This window comes from Maribacter hydrothermalis, from assembly GCF_001913155.1.
Classification (GTDB): Bacteria; Bacteroidota; Bacteroidia; order Flavobacteriales; family Flavobacteriaceae; genus Maribacter; species Maribacter hydrothermalis.
Map to the genome: position 1 here is coordinate 3,014,429 of NZ_CP018760.1, position 23,143 is coordinate 3,037,571.

At 31.4% G+C, this 23,143-nt stretch carries 25 protein-coding genes and 1 tRNA gene; 9 read left to right on the top strand and 17 right to left on the bottom strand.

Features of this window, described 5'->3' with window-relative positions:
* Nucleotides 1–8 precede the first annotated feature (8 nt).
* The 4 genes from BTR34_RS12885 to BTR34_RS12900 all read right to left on the bottom strand — a co-directional run bounded on the left by BTR34_RS12885 (nt 9) and on the right by BTR34_RS12900 (nt 4,958).
* On the bottom strand, nt 9–1,025 hold the full coding sequence (locus BTR34_RS12885; protein WP_068486060.1) for a helix-turn-helix domain-containing protein: 1,017 nt from the start codon (nt 1,023–1,025) through the stop codon (nt 9–11).
* A gap of 245 nt (nt 1,026–1,270) precedes the next feature.
* Entirely contained in the window at nt 1,271–3,841 is a 2,571-nt protein-coding gene (locus tag BTR34_RS12890) for a PAS domain-containing protein (protein ID WP_082960214.1), read from the bottom strand.
* 95 nt (nt 3,842–3,936) lie between these two features.
* Nucleotides 3,937–4,386, bottom strand: a complete 450-nt coding sequence (locus tag BTR34_RS12895; RefSeq protein WP_068486062.1) for a response regulator — start codon at nt 4,384–4,386, stop codon at nt 3,937–3,939.
* 11 nt (nt 4,387–4,397) lie between these two features.
* The gene (locus BTR34_RS12900) at nt 4,398–4,958 is read right to left on the bottom strand and encodes a helix-turn-helix domain-containing protein (RefSeq protein WP_068486064.1); all 561 of its coding nucleotides are present in this window, start codon (nt 4,956–4,958) and stop codon (nt 4,398–4,400) included.
* Nucleotides 4,959–5,156: 198 nt separating this feature from the next.
* On the opposite strand from BTR34_RS12900, the gene BTR34_RS12905 reads away from it, so the two are divergent.
* On the top strand, nt 5,157–5,693 hold the full coding sequence (locus BTR34_RS12905) for a hypothetical protein (RefSeq protein ID WP_068486066.1): 537 nt from the start codon (nt 5,157–5,159) through the stop codon (nt 5,691–5,693).
* Nucleotides 5,694–5,716: 23 nt separating this feature from the next.
* Here the strand turns inward: BTR34_RS12905 and BTR34_RS12910 are convergent, their stop codons facing one another.
* From BTR34_RS12910 to BTR34_RS12920, 3 genes are all read right to left on the bottom strand, one after another.
* Complete coding sequence (locus tag BTR34_RS12910; protein ID WP_068486068.1) at nt 5,717–6,040, bottom strand: hypothetical protein; 324 nt, start codon at nt 6,038–6,040, stop codon at nt 5,717–5,719.
* Between the two features lie 324 nt (nt 6,041–6,364).
* Nucleotides 6,365–6,553, bottom strand: a complete 189-nt coding sequence (locus tag BTR34_RS12915; protein ID WP_068486070.1) for a hypothetical protein — start codon at nt 6,551–6,553, stop codon at nt 6,365–6,367.
* Between the two features lie 31 nt (nt 6,554–6,584).
* A complete protein-coding gene (locus tag BTR34_RS12920; RefSeq protein WP_068486072.1) occupies nt 6,585–6,746 on the bottom strand; it encodes a DUF1328 family protein in 162 nt (53 codons plus the stop codon).
* 244 nt (nt 6,747–6,990) lie between these two features.
* On the opposite strand from BTR34_RS12920, the gene BTR34_RS12925 reads away from it, so the two are divergent.
* Nucleotides 6,991–8,019, top strand: a complete 1,029-nt coding sequence (locus BTR34_RS12925; protein WP_068486074.1) for an AraC family transcriptional regulator — start codon at nt 6,991–6,993, stop codon at nt 8,017–8,019.
* 138 nt (nt 8,020–8,157) lie between these two features.
* Here the strand turns inward: BTR34_RS12925 and BTR34_RS12930 are convergent, their stop codons facing one another.
* The 7 genes from BTR34_RS12930 to BTR34_RS12960 form a co-directional block, all read right to left on the bottom strand.
* Entirely contained in the window at nt 8,158–8,607 is a 450-nt protein-coding gene (locus BTR34_RS12930) for a ferritin-like domain-containing protein (RefSeq protein WP_068486076.1), read from the bottom strand.
* A 316-nt stretch (nt 8,608–8,923) separates the two neighbouring features.
* Nucleotides 8,924–9,130 (bottom strand): hypothetical protein, encoded by a 207-nt coding sequence (locus tag BTR34_RS12935; RefSeq protein WP_068486078.1) that lies wholly within the window; start codon nt 9,128–9,130, stop codon nt 8,924–8,926.
* Entirely contained in the window at nt 9,127–9,477 is a 351-nt protein-coding gene (locus tag BTR34_RS12940; RefSeq protein WP_068486080.1) for a hypothetical protein, read from the bottom strand. The genes BTR34_RS12935 and BTR34_RS12940 overlap by 4 nt, the downstream gene beginning before the upstream one ends.
* Nucleotides 9,477–9,806: a YtxH domain-containing protein gene (locus tag BTR34_RS12945; protein WP_068486082.1), complete on the bottom strand. Its 330-nt coding sequence runs from the start codon at nt 9,804–9,806 to the stop codon at nt 9,477–9,479. Before BTR34_RS12945 ends, BTR34_RS12940 begins: the two co-directional genes overlap by 1 nt.
* Nucleotides 9,807–10,432: 626 nt before the next feature.
* Entirely contained in the window at nt 10,433–11,455 is a 1,023-nt protein-coding gene (locus BTR34_RS12950; protein WP_068486084.1) for an AI-2E family transporter, read from the bottom strand.
* Between the two features lie 691 nt (nt 11,456–12,146).
* On the bottom strand, nt 12,147–12,689 hold the full coding sequence (locus tag BTR34_RS12955) for a ferritin (RefSeq protein ID WP_068486086.1): 543 nt from the start codon (nt 12,687–12,689) through the stop codon (nt 12,147–12,149).
* 488 nt (nt 12,690–13,177) lie between these two features.
* On the bottom strand, nt 13,178–14,527 hold the full coding sequence (locus BTR34_RS12960; protein ID WP_068486088.1) for a dihydrolipoyl dehydrogenase family protein: 1,350 nt from the start codon (nt 14,525–14,527) through the stop codon (nt 13,178–13,180).
* 251 nt (nt 14,528–14,778) lie between these two features.
* Between BTR34_RS12960 and BTR34_RS18805 the strand changes: the two genes are divergently transcribed.
* Together BTR34_RS18805 and BTR34_RS12965 are read left to right on the top strand one after the other, a co-directional pair.
* A complete protein-coding gene (locus BTR34_RS18805; RefSeq protein ID WP_157483920.1) occupies nt 14,779–14,946 on the top strand; it encodes a lmo0937 family membrane protein in 168 nt (55 codons plus the stop codon).
* Between the two features lie 596 nt (nt 14,947–15,542).
* Entirely contained in the window at nt 15,543–17,351 is a 1,809-nt protein-coding gene (locus tag BTR34_RS12965; protein WP_068486089.1) for a glycoside hydrolase family 2 protein, read from the top strand.
* 191 nt (nt 17,352–17,542) lie between these two features.
* Here BTR34_RS12965 and BTR34_RS12970 read toward each other — a convergent pair.
* Nucleotides 17,543–17,616, bottom strand: a tRNA-Arg gene (locus BTR34_RS12970).
* A 75-nt stretch (nt 17,617–17,691) separates the two neighbouring features.
* Here BTR34_RS12970 and BTR34_RS12975 point away from each other — a divergent pair.
* A complete protein-coding gene (locus BTR34_RS12975; RefSeq protein WP_068486091.1) occupies nt 17,692–18,204 on the top strand; it encodes an adenine phosphoribosyltransferase in 513 nt (170 codons plus the stop codon).
* On the opposite strand, the gene BTR34_RS12980 is transcribed toward BTR34_RS12975, so the two are convergent.
* The gene (locus tag BTR34_RS12980; protein WP_068486093.1) at nt 18,201–18,353 is read right to left on the bottom strand and encodes an SsrA-binding protein; all 153 of its coding nucleotides are present in this window, start codon (nt 18,351–18,353) and stop codon (nt 18,201–18,203) included. The two genes, BTR34_RS12975 and BTR34_RS12980, sit on opposite strands and share 4 nt — an antisense overlap.
* 519 nt (nt 18,354–18,872) lie before the next feature.
* Nucleotides 18,873–19,604, bottom strand: coding sequence for a TonB-dependent receptor plug domain-containing protein (locus tag BTR34_RS12985; RefSeq protein WP_068486095.1), 732 nt, complete (start codon nt 19,602–19,604; stop codon nt 18,873–18,875).
* A gap of 99 nt (nt 19,605–19,703) precedes the next feature.
* Here BTR34_RS12985 and BTR34_RS12990 point away from each other — a divergent pair, with 99 nt between their 5' ends.
* From BTR34_RS12990 to BTR34_RS13005, 4 genes are all read left to right on the top strand, one after another.
* On the top strand, nt 19,704–20,642 hold the full coding sequence (locus tag BTR34_RS12990; protein WP_068486097.1) for a calcium/sodium antiporter: 939 nt from the start codon (nt 19,704–19,706) through the stop codon (nt 20,640–20,642).
* 60 nt (nt 20,643–20,702) lie between these two features.
* Nucleotides 20,703–20,897, top strand: a complete 195-nt coding sequence (locus BTR34_RS12995; RefSeq protein WP_068486099.1) for a peptidase associated/transthyretin-like domain-containing protein — start codon at nt 20,703–20,705, stop codon at nt 20,895–20,897.
* A 179-nt stretch (nt 20,898–21,076) separates the two neighbouring features.
* A complete protein-coding gene (locus tag BTR34_RS13000) occupies nt 21,077–22,675 on the top strand; it encodes a carboxypeptidase-like regulatory domain-containing protein (RefSeq protein WP_082960215.1) in 1,599 nt (532 codons plus the stop codon).
* 157 nt (nt 22,676–22,832) lie between these two features.
* Nucleotides 22,833–23,087 carry a hypothetical protein gene (locus BTR34_RS13005; RefSeq protein ID WP_157483923.1) on the top strand — a complete coding sequence of 85 codons (255 nt, stop codon included), beginning with the start codon at nt 22,833–22,835 and terminating at the stop codon, nt 23,085–23,087.
* The last annotated feature ends 56 nt before the right edge of the window (nt 23,088–23,143 follow it).

The window sequence follows — 23,143 nt, forward strand, 5'->3', positions numbered from 1 at the left end:
TATTATGACTAGATTGCCATTGCCATCTGCTTAGCTTTATACTGCTTTGGACTACAGTTATATTTCGACTTAAAAATTTTAGAGAAGTAACTTCTGCTGGTAAACCCAATACTATAGACTACTTCTGAAATATTAAGATCTGTATTTTTTATTAAATTTTCTGCTTTTCGAACCCTAACTTCTCTAATATAATCTATAACTGTTCTGCCATGCATAAGCTTAAACCCTTCTTGTAGTTTAGATGGAGATAAACCACCCTTACGACAAAGATCGGTTACTGTAAGATTTCTTTCTGGATAGTTATTTATAAACTGAGAAAGTTCTTTAACAGAAGTCAGTTCCCAAGCACTTAAAGTTCCTGTTTTTTGGTTGGCACTTTTCATATCTTCTGAATGTTGCTCTATTTCTAAAGCTAAAATCATTTGTACTAAACTTTCGATCATTAAACTTCTAACAATTCCTTTTTGACTTACAGCGGCTAATTGTTGAATTTTTTCTGCGATCTTTAAATTGTAAGATCCTATATAAATATAGTTTTCAGAAATATTTTCCTTATAAAATAAATTTTGCAACTTATAATTTAAGGTCTTTACATCAGTCTCACTTTTAATAGGATTGACAACAATTAAAGTTATTTTAATATCCACATTTTTCTCAAAGTAAATTACGTTGTCCTGCAATGATTTACTAGTTAATATTCCAGTTTGAAAGTTTTCCAAAACTCTCTTTTTCTTATCTAAACCAAAACTATGTGCTACTTTACCTTTAGCACAATATGCAAAACATATTGGTGTTTCTTCAGTTGTTTCTGTCACAAGTTGGAAATCTTCTGAAAAGGTCATGTCAAATTCTAAATAAGAGATACCGCTATTAAAGGTCATACCTTTTATAAGGCCTTGCCCCATTTGATTGTCAATTTCTAAAATATACTCTTTAGCATCCTTTTGTATTTCACCTCCGAAGTTACCTTCTAATTGCTGAAATATATTTTTAATTTTTGCTGATTTTAGTGCTATTGTTTTCATAAGTTCTGTTGCTTTTAATGATTAGTTACGCTCATAAAGCTTGCTAAAACTTTATGTTGTAAATATCCTCATTGCAACGACCTTTCCTCTTACACAACTTTTGGTTTCTGTTATATAACTTTTTGTTTTACACGAAAACACTGTTAAAAAAATCTTAAAGGCTGTATTGTTATGAGTTATGGGAGCTATAAACCCTGCGTTTATAACGATTTATAAATATTTTTTAATGTAGTAATGATAAGGTATTAGGCAGGTAGGTAAATTATAAATGCAGTTCCTTTACCTAATTTACTTGTGGCATGAATATTACCATGATGGTTTTCTACTATTTTTTTACAAATGGCAAGACCAATACCTGTACCCGAATATTCATTTTTTTGATGCAAACGCTGAAAGACCTCAAATATTTTTCCCGCATTTTCATCAGCAAATCCAATACCATTATCTACAATGGTTATTTTATAATAATGTTTGCTTGTTTTAAAAAAGTTTTCGGGAATTTGTTCGCGACGAACTTTTTCAGACGTTATATCTATTTTGGGTATTAAAGTTTGATTACGATATTTAAGTGCATTAGAAATTAAATTGTTTAATAATTGTTCTAATTGAAAAAATATGCCCTTTACTACGGGTAAATCCTCTGAACCTATTTCGGCCTTGGTTTCAATGATTCGTTCAGCTAGCTCCTCTTTAACTTTTTGCAGTACCTGGTTCAAGTCTACTTTTTCAAAATTTTCATGATTACTGTCAATACGGGAGTAGGATAATAAATTGAGAATTAAAGATTGCATTCGTTGTGCTGCTGTGGTAACCTTGGAAAAATACTCTTGCGCTTTTTCCGAAAGCTTATCGCCCTCTTTATCCTCGATTCGCGAAAGAAACATTTGAATTTTCCTTAATGGTTCTTGAAGGTCATGACTAGCAACACGATTGAAGGATTCTAGTTCTATATTACTACGCTTTAACTCTAAATTTCTTAAACGAAGTTTTTCATCTGCCCTTATCTTTTTAGAAATATTTTGTACAACTCCTACAGAGGTTGGTCTACCATTTTTTTCTAAATATTGACCATTTAGCTGAAGATGTTTTACTTTTCCGGTTTTTGAAATAATTCGATATTTGTTGATACTGGACTTTCCTTCTGCTTTGGTTTCTTTACCCAAAGTAATATAATCTTCAAGATCATCCGGATGTACAAATTTCTTATAACTGTCAAAAGTCATTTTAAAGGACTTTGGCTCATGTCCTAATATGCGATAAAAGTTGTCCGAGAGTATGGCTTCACCATTATCTAAGTACCAAATATAACTTCCAAGACCTGCAACTTCTTCGGCATCGACAAATATAGAATTCTGTACTTTTAACTGCTCATTTAATTTTTGAAGTTCATTAAAGGCAAGCTTTTCGGCAGTAATATCTTGTACAACCCCAATCAGCACCTCTTTACCTTTGTTCTTAATAAATTTACCGTTGACTTTTAAATATATAGTATTTCCGGTTTTAGTAGATACCCTGTAGGTATGTTCTGGCGGCTGTCGGGTTTCGATTACTACTTTCATTACCTCCTCATAAGAAGTACGGTCATCTGGATGAATTAATTCTAAATAATTTTCAAAAGAAGGTTTAAAATCTTCTGGATCATATCCCAAAATATGATAAAAATTATCAGAAATTTCAGCGGTATCTGTTTCTATATGCCAAGTATAACTACCAATCCTAGCCATTCTTTTTGCTTCGACCATAATAGAATTTTGCAGTATTAACTCCTCATTTAAGGCAAGTACTTTTTCATGCGCCTTATTCTCTTCAGTATCATTTCTTACAACCACTAAAATTCCCTTGTCCATTGGTTTAATAATGGAATGGAACCAAAATTTTTCGCGATTTACAGCTACTTGACGCTCAAAACTTCGTGTTTCACCTTGTTTAAAGCTACTTATCATTTCTTCAAGTTCCCCATTAAGCAATAAAAATGGAAAAATAGATGAAACGGGTTTGCCCACTATTTCCTCTGGATCTAATCCTAAATAGTCGCGGTTGCACTCATTGGCAAAAACAATTTTAAAGTCTACAACTTCATTTAAGTCATTATAAATTGGTTCATAGTAATTCATAATGTTGTCCGTACTCTGAACTATATTTCCAAGTAACAACTGCGACGATTGTATTTGGTGTTTGTCTTTTCTGATTTTTAAAAATGCTATTGTAAAAACAGCTAATGAAAAAAATGCTAGTAGTAAAGATGTTAATGGGGTAAGGTTTGTTTGCCATTCAAAAGTTGCCAAACGTTCTTGTAAAAGCATTTCTTTTTCCAAAACCATCTGCTCTTTTAAACTACGGACCTTTTTTAAAAGCGAAGCCGTTGTTTTAACGTTTGCAATTACGACGGAGTCTGACCCTGAAGCTCCAATTTTACCATGGAGTAAAATTAATTTGGAATGTAGTTCATCTTTTAAAACTGAAACAGAATCTAAAATTAGTTGTTGTTCCGGAGTACTTTCTGTTAGTTTATATAGCTTGCTTAACGCTTTATCACTTTCCAGTTTATAGTCAATATAAGAATCTTTAAAAGTAGAGTCTTTTAATATTACTGATCTAAATTCAGCTGACTCCATTAAACTATATTGCGAAAAAAGGTTGTTTATTTCCCGATCTACCATTAATGATTGAGAAACCAATTCTGATGAATTTTGTAGGTTTTTTATCATTCGATAATTAACACTGGCAATAAACAATAACAGAAATACTGCAACTACTAAAGCTATCTTAAATGGTATATTAAAGTTTGTCCTTTTAAGTAGCATATTTAAATCCATATAATTTTAAATTAAGGTCAACGAAACATTTAACTTTAAGGTAATTCAATGGCCGTTGTAAGAAATCATAAATTTTTGGTGACAATACTTATGATTTACAATCGAAACAAAAAATTATCTTTATTAAGATTTGAAGTGTGGTATTGCCAATCTAAATGCAAAACCCTTTCAACAGATTCCTGTAATTTACTAAAGTTATTGGGCTTGTTCAGATAAATATTTGCTCCATTAACAAATGTGTTTTCTATATCTTTTTCTGAAGAAGATGTAGAATAAATAGCTATGGAAATATCTTTAAATTTAGGGTTTTTACGAATTTCTGTGAGGCATTGCATACCGTTTTTAACAGGCATGTTTAAATCAAGAAATATAAGATTGGGCAGAATTATACTTGGAATATTAAGATGGTCCATTAACTCTTGTCCGTTGTTAAACAGCAATAAATTCGTTTTAATACCTATTTCCTCTATGGCTTCTTTAAAAAGCATTCTATCATCAATATCATCATCTGCCAACGCAATATTCAAAATATCCTTATTGCCCATTTTATAAATACTTATGCTAAGTTTTGGTTATTTTCTTTTCGCTTTTCTACAATTTTTTGAAACGTAGTTGGCGTTAATCCTGTTGTTTTTTTAAACTGTCCCGATAAATGGGCAACACTACTATAATTTAAACGAAAGGCAATTTCTGTTAATGACAAATTAGTTTTTGTCATAAGTTCTTTCGCCCGATCAACTTTTCTTAGAATTATAAAATTCTCAATAGAGGTAAAGGTGGTCTCTGAAAATAAGTTAGATAAATAGGTATATGAATAATTTAGTTTATCAGAAAGATAAGATGATATTTTTGATACTTGAGATACATCTTCTTGTAACATCTCCTCAATAGCATTTTTAATGCGTTGCACTAAAACCGACTTTTGCTCTTCTAAAATTTCAATACCATAACTATTTAAATTCTTAGCCAATTCTTCTATTTCCTCTGGCAATAAAGGTCTTTTAATTTCCACTTCCCCTGGGCCATGTACAACATGCGGAATTGCTAATTTATGCAGTTGCTCTTTTAAAACTGCAATACAGCACACTTTGAAATCGAATTTTACATTTATTTTCATTAATCAAAGTTATATTTAGCAAGTTGTAAACCCCATGCTGAGATAATCAGTGCAATGTTAAAATAAAAATAGGAATTATTTTAACATTTTAGGGCGATTTCTGACCACAATTGAACCTTAATTTCTGAGATTAGATGGTTTAAATAAATTAAAGTACACAAATTTAAGCGCTATAATTAAAAATAAAACTTTAACAATATGAAACTAAGTACTTATACCAAGCGGGCCATTTTCGGTGGCATTATTTCCATGTTAATTATTTTATTGGGTACAATACTTTTAGGGAAGTTAAGTGGATATGAAGCCAAAGTGCTTATTAAGAATTCATTAGATGGAATGAATACACTTTGTAATACAATAGCCCTAGCATCGGCAACTATTTTGGCCTTGTTGCTCACACTCTTAAGTTTAAGTTCAACCTCAAAATCGAAGTTAAAGAAAGACCATTATTATCATGTATTACAAATTGCCAAATTAGACACCGTGGTTTTTATAGCGTCAGTAATTACATTTCTGTTGTTTAATTTACCAATAACAGAATCAGATAATGTGCCTAATAATTGGTTTAATATTCTTTATTATATTTCTTTAGGAATTTCAAGTCTTTTAAGTGCTTCTTTAATAGTAGTTGTATTAATGCTATATAATACTGTAGTAAATATAATTAAGATTATAGGTTTAGGGATGACAGACCATCCTTTGGCAATAAATGAAGATGAGAAAGAAATTGAATAAAATACTAATTTAAACGTCTTATATTAAGGTTTGTCTAAATAATTAGCTTCAGGAACAGCTTTGAAAAATTCTGCGACATTGATATCAGCTTGGGCGCCGTAGGTAGCTAAGAAAGTTCCTTTTACATTATCGTTGGTCTTTATTACATAGAGTAAAGAGGAGTCTGCGGGGTTACTCATACCTTCATACCTACGTTCTTCCACAATAAATATTTGTTCTGGAGCGTAACTTTTTTTCGTTTTTGTTTCAATGAGCTTATCATCTTTACACATAAATGAAGCGGTATAGCCTTTTTTTTCAAATAAGGTTATAGCGTCAATTTCATGTTTTGCAAATTCTTTAGTCATGATTTTGAATTTAAATTAATAATAATTCTATTTTTTACTCGGCATTCGAGTTTTAAATGCTCGAACGCTTTTTTCGAAATTTAATATTGACTTTCCTTTTTTATGCCTATCGGGCTTGTTCCGAGGTAGTTTACTATAAGAAAAATGGTTGTTGACAGAGCGTGTTATTAATTATACCAACTGATTTAAATAAATGACTTTTAACGTTGAATTAGAAAGCATTTAAATAAATTGATATATAAAAATAATGGGTATCTCATAAATTACAAGACACCCATTATTAGCTATTGATTAGCATAGTATAATTAACTAAAATCTAATTAATTATTGATCAGTAGCATCATCAACGGCATCTTCTACTTCTTCTGCACCTTCTTCTATGGCATCTCCAGTATCATCAACAGCATCTTCAATTTTTTCTCCCGTACTTTTTTCCTCTCTACAACTGGTTAGTGTAGAAAAAGAGGTTACAGTAAAAAAAGCGAATAATAAAATATATAGTGTACGTTTCATATTGTTTGTTTTTAAAATTAATAATTAGTGATTATATTTTTTTTCTTCCAGAAATTAAGGAAAATATTAAAAGAACTATGAATATAAAAAATAAAATTTTTGCTATACTCGCAGCTCCTGCTGCAATACCACCGAATCCGAAAATACCGGCAATAATTGCAAGAATTACAAAGGTGATTGTCCAGCGTAACATAATTATAGTGTTTTAAGGTTAATAATTTATCAAACGGTAGTTGTACTACCTACTATTACAAAAATGCTTTTATTTTGGCAGTGTGCTTAGCACTATTAAACGCATTCTTAACCCAATCCAACTTTTATTGATCAATGCTGTAAAATACCCGATATTCATGGACTCAATTGAACCTTGTTCAATTTAATTACTGTTAAATTTTGTAATTTCAACTTTTGAAGTAGAAATTAATTTCAAAATATTCATGAATCATAGAATCCGTGTGCACGATATTGATGTTAAAATATTTATTGAAGATATCGCCAAAAGTTTAAAGCTTGTCCCTGAAGAAGATGCAAATGAGATATGTGTTCGTATTCCTGAAAAAATTGGTTTTGGATTTATAAAAGCCACTTGTTTTGATTATGGATTAGGAGTGTTAGAATTTAACTTTTTGTTGAAGCAAGAATTAATACTTGAATATGAAAAGGGTTCTGTGCATCCGTTAAAATTACTGTTCAATAGAGAATCTACAATTACGCACAAATTTGAGGATATTGATGAAATGCATGAAATTGATCTTCTTGAGAATGTGATAACATCAAGCACTCCTCAGAATAATCATATTTTTATATTTCCGACGAATACATCAATAAGTCTTTTTAGTATTGAAATAAACAGAAAATTATTTGAAGAAAAAATAAGCGAATTTCTTACTGAAATGGATGAAGACCTAATGAAGCTGTTTAGAGATGTAAACGGCACCCAAATCTTTTATTCAAAAGGATTTTATGGTTTGGATATTGCTAAATTCATCGAAGAATTTATGGAATGTGAGTTAGTGGACTTTATGAAAACGGTTTACCAAGAAGGGAAGGCTTACGAGATACTTACATTTCAATTACAACACTATTTAAAAGGTATAGACGATGAAGGCATCAATACCGTTTTAAATAAAGCTACCCTTGAAAAAATTGAAAAGGCTGCGAAAATTATTGAAAATGAGCTTGACCGAATGGATAATATTGTTGTCTTGGCAAAGAGAGTAGGGCTAAACCAAACCAATTTACAAAGAGGTTTTAAAAAACTTTATAAAACTTCTGTAAACCAATATATTAAAAATTTCAGAATTGAAAAAGCAAAAGAATTGTTAGAAACTACCGATTTGAATATAACGCAGATTAGTTATAAAATTGGAATTAATTCTAGAAGTTATTTTTCAAAACTTTTTAAAGAGAAATATGGGCTTTCACCTAGAGATTTTTATCAGCATATACGAAAATCAACTTCTTAATTAATTCTTATACAGGTTTTTTGTACCCTTTATAAATGTGTCCTGTTTTTAAGCATTTCAGTATATTCATGATAAGAGATATATATTAAAAGAGGATGTCGTTAAACATCCTCTTTTTCTCAATAAGCAATAAAAACTTTATGCAATATCTTCTAATCTTTTAATTTTTGAAAGATCCGAAGAAATAGTAGATAATTGTTGCGTTAGTAAAGTAGCCGTACTTGTTGGCAAACTAGTTTCCTTTAAAACTTCTTTGTATTCATCCAATGCCGCTTTTTCGCCAGTAATTGCTTCTTCTAGCATAGACTCGTCATTGTCAGCTGAGAGCCAAGCTTTAACATCCATCCAACCTCTATGTAGTGTTCCGCTTGCACTTCCTCCTTTTTCTGCTTCTTGACCAAAAGTTTTAATTTCACTTTTTAAATCATTTCCGAAAGATTTGCGTTCCATAGATTTACGATCAAAATATGCTTTTAGGTTAGGATTATCTGCGTGTTCTGCAGCCTTTTTAAAACCTTTTTCAGCATCATTCGTTTTTTCTAATAGGCTATTTAATTTGTTTCCAACTGTTTCTGTATATGAACTCATTTCTAATAATTTAATAATTAACGGTAATTTCTTTTTTGATGTTTACCAATTTACATCTTGGTATAAAATTAAAGAGAAGACAGGGAAAGTATTTATTCTAAAAAGGTTATAATTAACTCAATTACAACTATACTAACTATCTGCGTTAATATCGACCATATCTTAATTAATTGAGTAAAAAAGGATTTATTTTCGCTTTGGTTGAAAATGTATTTTTTTGTTTCAAAATCAAGAGGAATGCACATAAAAAAAGACGCATTTTAGCGTCTTTGTAATTAGGTTTTATGTTTTCTTGAAAATTTTTTAATGATAATTTCTATTTAAAAAATTTTCGAAGTAAAAGCATAACTCCGTATTTTTTGCCGATTTTTAGAATCCAATTTACCCAACTGTAATGTCCAATTTCTTCGGAAATATAATTTCTTTGCATCTTTAACTCTTCCAAAGCAATCTTTCGCTCTAAATTTAATCTTTTTAAATCATTGCTGATGTCGTCGAATGATGCGTATTTTTCCGTTATCATTTTTCAAAATAGTTTTGTGATAATTTTTTAATTATTCTTTTATCTATGACGTGTCTACCCAAATAAATAAAACCGGTCAATATTAAAAAAATTAACCCCATTGCAAGGTATCCTAAAACTGAACTTTCGAGTAATATACTTAAAGCATTTGCCCCTGAAATAGCAATGAAAATGATCCCTAAAATTATTAGGCTACCAAAAATCACTACTTTAATGAAGAAAGAGGACATAAGCGCAAGTTGTTGAAATACCTTTAGTGCATAGTATTCCTTTGTTTTACTTATGTAATCCTCTCCTTTTTTAGCAGCTTTAGATGTAGAATCGTCTATAACGTCCAATATACCCATTACGATTTCTGTAGTTTTCTATTTTTAGTTTTTAAATCCTTTAGTTTCTGTTCTAATTGAGAAATTACATCTTCAGTTTTATAACTGACATCTGAAACAACAGATTCTAATTTACCTTCTAAAGTGTTTGCTTGAGAAGAAATGGTCGTTGCCGCCCTGTCTCTTAAATCAAGTGCAGTTTCAGCCAATGAATCTTTTGCGGATACCGCTTCATCTACTAATTTTCTACGGGTATTAATTCCTTTGTCAGGTGCAAATAATATTCCTAATGTTGCTCCTATTGCCGTACCGGCCAAAATTCCTAATAATGTATTACTGTTATTGCTCATATTTTAAGTTTTATTTTAATTACATCAATTTTCTTTAAAAAGTATTTCTTAAAGATTTGATTATTAATTTAATGATATTCAAATTTCACGATTAAACGGGATATTCATTAGCTGTAATCAATGAAAATTTGACTCGTTTAATTTATGTTTTTAGAATTAACGATTTCTTTAACTGCATCAAACATTTTTGTCTAGAGAACTTAAGTTCATTAATTGATGCAAGCTCAGGAGGCATTGTAAAGAAATTCAGCTTTAAATTTCAACGCAAGCGTTTAATTATTATTTAAAGTTCCCTAATCGCTTTTATGGTACAAAACGGACCAATTATTTCATTAGTAAGTGCTAATAATAAAGGTCCATAGTAAGTTTAATTTACAAAACTGCTAATTAAAATGGATACAAAACAAATGGAATAAAATACGGAAATCATAAAGAACGCAAATGATTGAAAACGTAATTATAATTTTCACAAAAACGGAATTACAAAAGTAGGATTTGTCATTATTTTAATAGCATTACTTATTTATCATAATTGCATTCGTATTTTCAGGAATATTTATATAACAGTTTTACAAATCTATTTATAAGCTTGTGATACCATAAATTTTTAATGACTCTGACTGCGGTTACAGTTGGTCTTTAATTTCAGTACTATACTCTCTTCTATATATCTTCACTATAATTAAAAAAAGACTTATTAATAAGGGGCCAAAAATTAGTCCAATAAAGCCGAATAGGGGAATACCTATAATAACCCCTATAAGGGTTACCAATGGATGCACATTATCCAATTTTTGCAGCACATATAATCTAATGATATTATCTGTAGAGCCAACAACTACAATACCGTATAATAAAATACCCCAAGCCTGAAACGTATCTCCATTAGAAAGCGCTAAGATAAATACGGGAATAGTACCAAGAAAATTACCTATGAAAGGAACCATAGAACCAATGGTAACAATTACTGCCCAAAAAAACGGATTATCTATACCGAAGATTAAAAAACCTATTAATGCTACTATACCCTGGGCAATTGCTACTAGTGGTATGCCTAAGGCGTTAGCACGTACCATTGCACGTGTTTCATCACCAATAAGATTAAGATTTTTCGTGCTAATAGGAATATAATCATATAACGATTCTCCAAAGCTTTTACGATTTGTAAGCATATAAAATAAAAGGAAGTACATTATTGAAATGGCAATAATAGTAGTGAAGGTACCGCCTACCAAACCTTGTAAATTTTTTGAAACCCACCCCGAGACTGCCGAAACGTCTATTTCTGAAGTAAGGTCATACCCTAAATATTTTTCAGTCTGCTGCAATTGAGTTTTGAAGGCCTTTGTTACGCGCTCAGAGTTATCAACGGCATTCCCGATTTTGCTTCCTAACATAAATAGTGCACCAGAAACGGGTATGAGAATAACTAAAAAAGAAATTAGCATTAGTAAAGCAGAGGCAACTTTTGGACGCCAGCCTTTCTTAATTAGCTTGGTCATAGGTTTGTGCAATAACACGTATAAGGTAATTGCTCCAAGCACACCTGAAAAGTAGGGTATTATTTCTTTAAAGATTAATCCGCCAGTTAAAATGATCAATAAAAGAACAAAAATTTGGCGAATTACTTTTGGGTTAATAATTTTCATACTTTAATTATTGTTTGTTTAGTCGGTTCATGTTGTTTCGCCTGTACAATTGCTTTGTGTTATTTCCTTTTCAGGAAATAGAAATAACACAGTATTCCTGTTGTTTTATGAAATACATGCCAATGCTAATCCGTTTGCAAAACTTAGGTAATATTTAGATTTGGATTAATCCATTAAACATTTTTCTTATCTTAAAAAAGCAGTAAATCAATTTAAAAAAAACATGGTTCAACACCACCCATTTAACATCAATAGTTTATTTTTTTCAAGTTGTAGTTTTTTTATGATGTTAGTATTCTCCTACAGAATTTTAATCTTTAAAATATACAGTGTTACTCCTAAACAAATTAAAGAACAATGGATCTCGGTAATTGGTGGGGTTTAAACAAAAGTATGGCAATTTTACTCGATAATGGAGATTTAAATGCTCTGACGTTAGCGTGATAATCTCAATTAAATTTTCAATTCAATGCCTCGCGTGTTTGCCCCTATGGTGTTTACTACTAATAGTTTAACCTAAACTAATGGACAATTCGAAATTCTGTTCGGTATACTTCGGGAGAAATAGTAAAGGCTTAGAAAAAACAGAGTTGGGAACTTAAAGGTAGTATGTATATTGGATTTAAACCTATAAAGAATAGCCATCAATTTAAATCGATGGCTATTCTTTTTAATACAGAGGGTTGTGTGCTTATAATTTCTCTTCCTGTGGAATCGTGGCATGCTGAGATGCGCTTGCCAAATCTCTGTCTAGGTCATATAAGTTAGCATTATTATCCACCTTTTTAGATGCTAAGGTATACTTATCTATAATTTCATTAATTAAAGTTTCCTCTTCAATTTGTTCTTTAACAAACCATTGCGCAAAATTGAACGTTGCCCAATCTTTTTCTTTAAGAGCTAAATCTACTATTTTATCAATTTGCTTAGAATTATCTATTTCATGTTGCAATATTTTATTAAAACAATCTTCAATGTTTTTTGGGTTTGCCGAAGGTGCTTTAATAGCTTCAATTTTTGTTTCACCACCACGGTCGTTTATATACTTTAATATTTTGAACATATGCTCTCGTTCTTCGCTCATATGGCCATAAAGAAATTGTGCTATACCAGGAAAGCTACTAACTTCAGCCCACGAAGCATAGGAAAGATATACTTGAGCTTGGTAGGCTTCTCTTGTCATTTGTTCATTTAATATCTTTTCCATCGTGTCCGATATACGTTTATTCTTCATGTTCTTATTTTTCAATTGTTTTATATTTTAAAATAAACTTAGCGTAAATATGCTTTTGTACTTATTGCAATAAAAATGAAGATTAGCGCAATTAGATTTTGATAAGAATTATTTAGCTCTTAATAGTAGTAAAAAGGTGTTGCCGTAGTTTACTTTAGTTGAAATAGAAGTAGTAATTAAAATTGAAGATAGTTTTTACTCGATAATCGAGATTTGAATGTTCCGAGGCTTGGCACGAAATCATTACGGTTTTTCCATTTATGCCTTGTAGGACTTTCCCGCGAGATAGTTTACTTCTGTAATTAGATGTCAATAATTAAAATACTATAATTTTTCTTAATAATCATCAGCGGCTTATGTTTTAAACTATATAATGATATAACATGAATTCACATTAATGTAGCGATTGTATTCTATACTTTTAAATGGTAATACAGAACTTTTGTAGTATAAATTTTATTTTAAATTTTGTGATGTTGGTAAGTAGCTTAAATCATACTTTTTATGTCATTAGCCCATGTTGGATAGGTGAAAATCATGCTTTTTAATGCATCAGTAGTCAATTCCATATTTATTGCCATTGTAAATAAGTTGATAGTTTCAGCAGCATAAGGGGATAGGATATGCGCTCCCAATATTATTTTTGTTCGTTCATTTATAATAATTTTATAAGCATATTCTTCTAAATTTATGCGTTTAGCATTGTACCAATAAGGAACTGATTGATAATTGACAATTACATTTTTGTATCTTTTTTTTGCTACTTCTTCAGACAAACCTACGGATGCTAAATTCGGAATCGTGAATGCTACAGTTGGAACCACAGCTATGTCTATTTTTTTTCGATTATTATGTAAAATGTTTTCTGATACTATTACTGCCTCAACACTAGAAAGTGGGGAAAGCGGAAGGCTGTGGTCAGATACATCTCCACAGGCATAAACATTTGGGTTACCTGTATTTTGTAAATATTCATTTACTTGTACGCCCTTTTTTGAGTAATGTACATTTCCTTTTTTTAGATTAAGATCGTCAATAGACGGAACTCTTCCTGCGGTATTGAAAATTAATCTTGCCTTTTGTGAATGTTTTTTTTCATCAACTATGTAATTGACTACATAATTTTTTCTAAGTTTTTTTAATTTAGATATTTCAACGTTAAAATTAAACTTGATTCCTAATTGTTTAGAGACTTGTAATAGATGCTCGGACAAGTCTTTATCGAAATCATTTAATATGCGATTTCCAACTTCAAGAACAAGAACTTTACTACCGGCTCTCGCGGCCATGTGGGCAAGTTCCATTCCCACAAATCCGGCACCAATAATGATTATTTTATTAGGAAGTTTTTTCAGTTTAAGAAAATCATCACTAGATTTTAAGAATTTTGACCCGGTAAAATTTAGTTTCCGCGGAACCTGACCTGTAGCAATAACAATTTTTTGAGCTCTTATAGTTTTTCCTTCTATAGACAAAGTGTTTTCGTCGATAAACTTCGGTGATTGATGATAAAGTTTTATGCCTAACCCAGATAATTCTTTTTCTCTTGCCAAAGGTACCGGTTGCGTAAACTTTCGCTTAAATTTTTGAAGCTTTTTCCAATTTAACTTAGGGATAGACGTAATTCCTTCTTTATTAAGTTTTTTTGCGGACTCCCAAATCTCCGTAGGACCTAAAAGTACTTTTTTTGGGTCACAACCACGATTGGCGCAAGTACCGCCATACTCACGGTTGTCGGCTATAGCAACCGTTAGACCTTCTTTTACACAAGTTTTAGCTACTGTTTGCCCCGCAATTCCACTACCTATTACAAGAATATCGAATTCAATTATTTTCATCTAATAAAAATACCAACCAAAGTATATTTCTATTGACTTTAAGCAATTATAGTTTAACCTAATTAATGGATATAACTGGCTTTGGTGTATTTTATATTTATTTTATTGTGTTAAAATATCTTGCTTTGGAATTAATCGGAGTCTTAAAGAGTTTCTAGATTTAACATAATAAACCATGATAACTGGCCACTTTATAAGTTATAGTCTTGTTATAACATGGAAGATGAACGTAAATCCTAAAATTAAAAATTATGAGAAGTATTCTTTGGTTAATTGCAGTTGTTTGTATAGTAGTATGGGCGTTGGGTTTTTTTGGAATTATAGCAGGAATGGGTTCAAGCAGCCTTATACATATATTATTGGTCCTTGCAGTTATTGCTATTCTTTACAATATAATTTCTGGTAAAAAACCTTTATGAGCAAACCGAAACAAATAATAAAATTATGATATGAAATAATTTTACTTCATATAATACCCTTAGAACCATCAAACCCTGCAAATTTTAAAATTTGCAGGGTTTGATACTTTAAGTAATTTAAACTTGTGCCCTTGACTGATTTAACCCTTTTTCTTGGAATGCCTAAATACAGTGGGTTATGCAGAATTATATTTTTACTGTTGTCGATTTGCTGCTTACAATAATTTTAAAAGAAGCTGAAATAATCGTCCCTTATATTAAATATGGATAATTAAAATAAGGACTAATAGATGTGTTTGGATTGCTATATCGAAAATTAATAATAACTATGACTATTCAATGTATTTTGAATACATTTATTATCAATGCAAAATTTAAAACCGTCTTCTGAAAGGATGATACCTTAAATTGATGGAAATTCGTTAATTATTATAAATTAATTTATTGGCACCGCCAAAGGGTATAATACCCCGAGGCTTGCCTCGAAATTAAAAGTTTGTTTCGTGCGAATGCCTCGTGGGCTTGCCCCGAGGTAGTTTACTTAAAAATTGAAGTAAGTATATAATTTTAATAAATCTAAAAAGGCCATTATTTAAATGAAAAATATCACATTTCTTACGCTATGTTTATTTTCTTCTATCTTACTTATTGCACAATGGAAGCCTCAAGGTGACAAGATTAAGACGGAGTGGGTTGAAAATATAGATGTTAATAATGTTTTGTCAGAATATCCACGTCCTATAATGGAACGTCCCATGTGGAAAAATTTAAATGGACTATGGGATTATTCTATTGCTCCTTATGCAAGTATAGAACCAAAAAAATATGATGGTAAAATTTTAGTCCCGTTTCCTATTGAAAGCAGCCTGTCGGGTGTAATGGAACAGGTTGGTGATAAAAAAGAGGTATGGTATAGAACGGAGTTTAATATCGATTCTGGATGGAACGGGAAAAATATTTTACTTCACTTTGGAGCGGTAGATTGGAAAACAGATGTATGGGTTAACGATGTAAAAGTTGGTACACACACTGGAGGATATACGCCCTTTTCTTTTAATATTACTCCTTTTTTAAAAAGTCGTTCTCAAAAATTGAGTGTTCGCGTTTGGGATCCTACTAGTAATGGTAAACAGCCCAGAGGTAAGCAAGTCAATAATCCAGAAGGCATTTGGTATACTCCGGTCACTGGAATTTGGCAAACAGTTTGGATTGAGGCTGTAGAAGATAAGTATATAGAGAATTTAAAAATTATTCCAGACATAGATTATAATTCTGTTAAGATAAAAGCTAATGTTAATAATGGTAATTACGGAGATGTAATAGAAGTATCTGTATTAAATGGTACTGAGATGATTTCCAATGTTAAAGCAGCTATAACCACCAACTTGGAAATTAAATTGCAAACACCTAAACTTTGGTCGCCAGAGTCGCCTTTTTTATACGATATTAAAGTAAGTTTAATTAGCAATGGAAAAACCGTTGACGAAGTCAAAAGTTATTTTGCGATGAGGAAAATTTCTAAGAAAAGAGATGAAAATGGCATCGTAAGAATGCAACTGAATAATAAGGATTATTTTCAATTTGGTCCGCTGGATCAAGGTTGGTGGCCTGATGGATTATATACCGCTCCGACCGACGAGGCTTTGAAATATGATATTATTAAAACCAAAGAACTTGGTTTTAATACGATACGTAAACATGTAAAAGTTGAACCTGCAAGGTGGTATACCCACTGTGACAGATTGGGAATCTTAGTGTGGCAAGATATGCCTAATGGTGATTTAGATAACGGATGGCAACGTACAGAATACTTTAAAGGGTCAGAATTGGCGCGAACCAGTGAATCTGAAAAGATATTTAGAGAAGAATGGAAAGATATCATGGATTATCTTTATTCCTATCCTAGTATAGTTGTATGGGTTCCCTTTAACGAAGCTTGGGGGCAGTTTAAGACGGTTGAGATTACCGAATGGACTAAAAATTATGATTCATCCCGCTTGGTTAATTCAGCTAGTGGAGGAAATCACTTTCAAACCGGCGATATTCTTGACTTACATAATTATCCTGCCCCTGAATTATATTTATACGATGCCAATAGGGTAACGGTGCTTGGAGAATATGGAGGTATTGGACTACCAATTCAAGGACATTTGTGGAAACCCGACAATAATTGGGGCTATATCAAATTTAAGAACTCAAAGGAGACTACCGATGAATATGTAAAATATGCGGAAATTCTCAAAAAAATGGTCAATGCTGGGTTTTCAGCAGCAATCTATACTCAAACCACTGATGTCGAAGGCGAAGTAAACGGCTTTATGACTTATGACCGAAAGGTGGATAAACTAGATATTGACAAAGTAAGTAAAATAAATAAGGAAGTTATTAATACTCTTAATAATTAGAACATCTTTGTTTTTAAGTAAATATCTAATATTACCTCAACATTATTTATCCTTTAAAATGGTATTTTTTGATTAATGGAAAGATTGGGAAAGTTAAAGTGAAATCAAATTATATGAGATTTATTAGTACATTTTCTGCAAATAAAAAACCAGCAATTCCACAAAGCTTTGGAAAGTGCTGGTTTTACTAGTGACCTCGACTGGATTCAAACCAGTAACCTCTTGAGCCGTAATCAAGTGCGCTATTCAGTTGCGCCACGAGGCCGTTTAAATTTTCCCTTAACGGGGTGCAAATATATTTCTTTTTACATTTACCACAAAATTAAGAACACATTATTAAATGGATTTTAAAAGCTTTATTAGAGATGTACCCAATTTCCCCAAAGAAGGAGTGGTTTTTAAGGATATAACATTACTATTACAAAATCCAATTACGTTAAATGAGACAGCAAATGCCTTATTGAAATTGCTTGATGGACAAAAAATAGATAAAGTGGTAGGTATGGAGAGTAGAGGATTTATTTTTGGACCTATGTTAGCTGAACGGCTTAATGCAGGTTTTGTACCAGTTCGTAAGCCAGGAAAATTACCTTCAAAGAGAATAAGCGAAACTTATAATTTAGAATATGGAACGGATACTTTGGAGATTCATTTAGACGCAATTGAAAAAGGAGACAAGGTCTTAATTCACGATGACGTGATGGCAACAGGTGGTACCGCAAATGCAGCTTGTAAATTAGTGGAAAAATTGGGGGGTGAAATTGTACAATGTAATTTTCTTATTGAGCTTACTTTTCTTAATGGAGTATCTAAAATTAAAGATTACCCAGTAAAGTCATTGTTGAAGTATTAGTCCAGTGCTTTAGTGGTAATTAAATAGCGCCAGCCAATTATTGCCATTTGAAATTTAGTGGCTTTAGCTAAATCTAGCTGTTGTTTACTATAAGACGGTAGTAGAACTTTATTGAGTTTTGCCAGTAGTTTGTAGAATGCTTTCTTCAAAGTTTTAATTTTTACAAAAATACGTAAATATAAAAGCGGTTGATCAAGTCGCCGAGTATTCGTGTACTTTAAATTAATACTAATTTAAAGTAAGGCTAATTACTATTGTTAGAACTAGAACAATTAAGAGTTCAATTAAAGCTATCATACTGGTGTGGATTTTAATGGTTAAGCATTTTCTAAAAAAATGTTTATCCAATATATTATAGCTATTTCATTGCACCAAATGCAATATGTTAAATAAATATAATTGAATATAAGTTTATAAGTAAATAAACACTAATGATTTTTATTTATTACTTTTTGTCTATAAGTTAATTACATATTTTTACAATTATTATATTTTATACTATAATTATGTAATAATTGTAGGCGTGTATTTTAGTTTTATTTGTTATGCAAGGCGTAATTCTTTCAATAATTGCACAAAACTAACTAGGTCATTCTTTTAACTAAATAAAGTCTGATATTTAAAACATCAAACTTTATTAAATCATAACAATTATATTGACCAATCTATTATTTTTTTGTCTGTATTTCTACGACGCCATGTGCTGCTTCTTCACCGTATTTTTTAATAGCACTAACTCCCTTTAAAACGTTCATAGATTCAATGGAGCTTTCATTTAAATTTTTAACAGTGGCTGCATCACTCTTAATTCCATCAATATAATACAATGGACTTTTATTTGAGTCATTAGACACAAACATAAAACTGTTACTTTCTTCTTCAGAAATTTTTATATCATAGTCATTTGTTGAAGAAGTTTGTATTGAAACCTGTTTATTATTGTCAGATTTTAGTTGCTTAATATCTGTAATATTACTGCTTATACTAGAGTTTCTTATAAGGATACTATTCTTTGTGGTGTCAATGATAATGTAGATTGGGTCAATAGTGTCATTATCAGAAGTGGACTTGTACCTGCTGCTTACTTCTCCATTTTTTTTATTACCTCCAGAAACTTCTATAGAAATGTTTTTAATTTCACCATTTTTATTCCTTACGGTTGTATAAGAAATATCAAAATTTTCTTTCGCTAAGTCAGTTTTAAATTTAATTAATTGATCGTCAGTTGTGCTTTTGTCAATTACCAGTTCAATAATGTTTAAGGTATTTATAATTGTAAATGAAGGAGTAGACGATAATGTTTGTTTTGTGCTAAAACTTACTAGTATTAGAGCGAATAGTGGTACTACAAATACACTTTTCATTGCTTTTAATTTATTCAATTTTTGTGGGCTATTCATAAATATATCTTTTGTTGGTAAGTTAAATTAAAAGTAATATAATTTCAATAGTTATCAACGAAGAACTTTCTTCTATATATATTTACCAAAATTCAATGGATGCAAAACTTTCTCTTTATACTTGGAGGGTTAATATTGTTAATAGCAGGGGGTAATTGGTTATTAAAAGCGGCGGTGGACTTATCGTTACGGTTACAAATTCCAAAAATTGTTATAGGGATGACGGTGGTTTCTTTTGCAACCTCTGCACCAGAGCTAATTGTAAGTATAAATGCAGCTCTTGACGGATTTCCTGACTTAGCTTTAGGAAATGTAGTAGGGTCTAATATTGCTAATCTAGGATTGGTGTTGGCTGTTACTATACTATTAAGTCCAATTGATGTGAGTAAAAATTTTTATACTACAGATTGGCCAGTAATGATGCTTGCTTCGTTACTCTTTTTCTTCTTTATATATATTGATGGCGTATTAGAATCCTATGAAGGAATTGTAATGGTCGTTTTTCTTTTTTTATTCCTGGTGTATTTACTCCGTTTTCAAAAACCTGCTGTTATTGATAAGGATGACGAACCAGATGAAATGTTGCCAATATACAAAACAGTCCTTTTTTTAGGTTTAGGCGGTGTGGCACTTTGGGGCGGTTCTGAATTACTTATTGGTGGAGCTGTTGGTATGGCAAAAGCATTTGGTGTAACTGAACGGGTAATTGCTATAACCATAGTTTCAATTGGTACCAGTATTCCGGAATTGGCGGCATCTGTAATTGCTGTAATAAAAAAAGAAAAGGCTATTTCATTAGGAAATTTAATAGGTTCCAATATATTTAATCTATTGGCAGTATTAGGAATTACTTCTATTATAACGCCAATTACCGTTATAGATCAAGGTCTTTTAACAAATGATATATTTTGGATGTTGGGTATATCTTTTCTTATACTTCCCCTAGTTTTTATACCCAAAGGATTACGGTTGGGGTGGAGAGATGGTTTAATTCTTGTTGGAATTTACATAGCCTTTGTGTATGTTACCATAGGTTGAGCCAACCTATCAAATGAAAATTATACTTTAATATTTATTTCACTATTTCTTTTAAAAATTGTGCCTGATTATGTATTTGGACAAGAATCAGTTTTTATCGGAGGTGTTGTTTTGGATAATGTTGCTAATGAATCAATTATTTTTACTACAGTTGGTGTAAAAGGTAAGTCCAAAGGGGTTATTACTAACATGAATGGTGGTTTTCGTTTACCACTTTCTTTTAGGAATATTGATGGTAACGATATTAATACCTAGACTTACAAAAATTACAACCAGTTTAGGGGGTATTTTACACAAGAAACAAAGCCTTTTTTCAAAATAACTTCAAATAATTTATAATTGGATAACAGAACACCCTATCCAAAGATAAACTTATATTAAAATCAAGCAAATTTAAAGAATACGGGATGAATATGCCTATTAAAAATTAGATTATGTCCATAAGAATGAAATTTTTTATCATGTTTCTTTTCTGTGGTGCAATGGTGAATGCACAACAGAACGAGTTTTTTTTTGGCAAAGTTGAGGATGGTGCTACCGGTGAACCTGTTGTTTTTGCCAATATCAGAATTAAGAACAGGGCTTTAGGGGTTATTACCAATATTGATGGTAGTTTTAGAATACCGATGAAATACAAAGATTATGGTGATATTCTGGAGGTCTCTTCCATGGGTTACCAGAATAGGGAAATCGCAATTGCCGCTTTTTCGCAAATGGAGCTCAATATCATTTTATTACAACCATCTACCATAAGTCTGCAAGAGGCAGTTGTTAAAGCAAAAGATAAAAGAGGGAAAAGGCTGAGCGCAAAGCAAATAGTGCAACGAGCCATTGATGCAATACCCTATAATTATCCTTCAGTTTCTTTTTCCACCATAGGTTATTATCGCGATTATCAATTCAATGAAGGGGCATATATAAATCTCAACGAAGGCATATTGAATATTTATGATCAGGGCTTTGATCAATTAGACGATAAAACTTCTGAGACCCTAATGTTCAATTTTGAACTGAACACCGATTTTGAGCAAGATTCTTTGGCGCGAACTGCCTACGATTATGACAGCTACAAGAAAATCATAAAAAAGGCATATTTAGGTGCTTACGGTGGTAACGAGTTTCGAATTTTAAGGATTCACGACGCCATTCGAAATTATAATGTTGCATCCTACGATTATATTGGAACCTTAAAAAATGATTTTATCGAAAATCATAACTTATTTAGAAGTAAAGATTCCGATAGTGATAATGAGGCGCTTTATGGCATTAAGTTTTGGAAACGACATCTAAATTACAGGGCGCATGGAGAAATCTTTATATCCCAGAAAGATTTTGCGATTCATAAACTGGAATATACAATGTACAATAACCGGCAAACAAACAAGAAGAACGAAAAAAACAAACACGGTCATAAACAGAAAGTAATTTTTGATGTTTTAACTGAATATAGAAGGATTAATAATAAAATGTATTTGAATTACATATCCTTTCATAACAGTTTTGAAGTAAGAAAACCACCAAAATTTTCTGTGGACTCTACCTTGGTAAATATGCCTGATGGTTTTTATACCATTTACTTTAACAAACCAGTAGATTCGGTTTCTGCCGTAAATCCTAAGAATTATGATATTAAATTCAATCAAGAAAAGTTTGGTATCGATAAGGTTGAGGTCTATAGAGATTCGGTCAGATTATATGGTGATTCAGATTTCATGCAAGCTATGATAAATGCTAAAGGAGAAACGAGTGCTTTATTAAATAGAAAAAAAGGTCAAGAAGCAGGGGCCATGTTTGAATTAGCTGTCGAAAATGTAAAGGATCAACTAGGGAACTTGGTCAATGATCCTGACATACATGAATATCAACAATTTAGGGAGTTTTTTGCCCAACGTATAAAACCGGATTCAAGAGCACCTTTTGATGGTCCTTTTATGGATAAGAAAAAGCCTTTATTTAAAAATCAGCCAATGGTAAGACCAAAAGATTATCAAGAATATTGGATGAATACTCCACTCCAAGCCATTGAAAACTAGATTATGATCATAAGAATCAAATTTTTGATAATGCTTCTTTGCAGTGGTGCCATGGTCAATATACAAAAAGAGCGGGAACATTTCTACGGCCAGTTGGTTGTCACCACCCCTCACCAAGCTCGTACCTTTTTCTAGTATTCGTATAAAAAATCAGCCATTGGGGGTTATCAAAAATCAAGATGGTACATTTAAAATATCTATGACTTTTAAAACTTTAAGAAAAGTTGTAGAAATTTCTTGTTTGGGTTATGAGTGTATTGCTTTTATGATTAATGATTTATTAGATGGTAAGAGTAATATTTTTAAGTTAAGGTCTAATACTTATGAGTTGCAAGAAGCAGTTGATTCTGCAAACCTGAAAAAACTTAGTGCGCAACAAATCGTAAAAATTGCCGTAAACGGTATTCCTTAGAACTTTCCTTTAGATAATTCGAAACAACCGTTAACATCTGAGGGCGTGAAAGACCG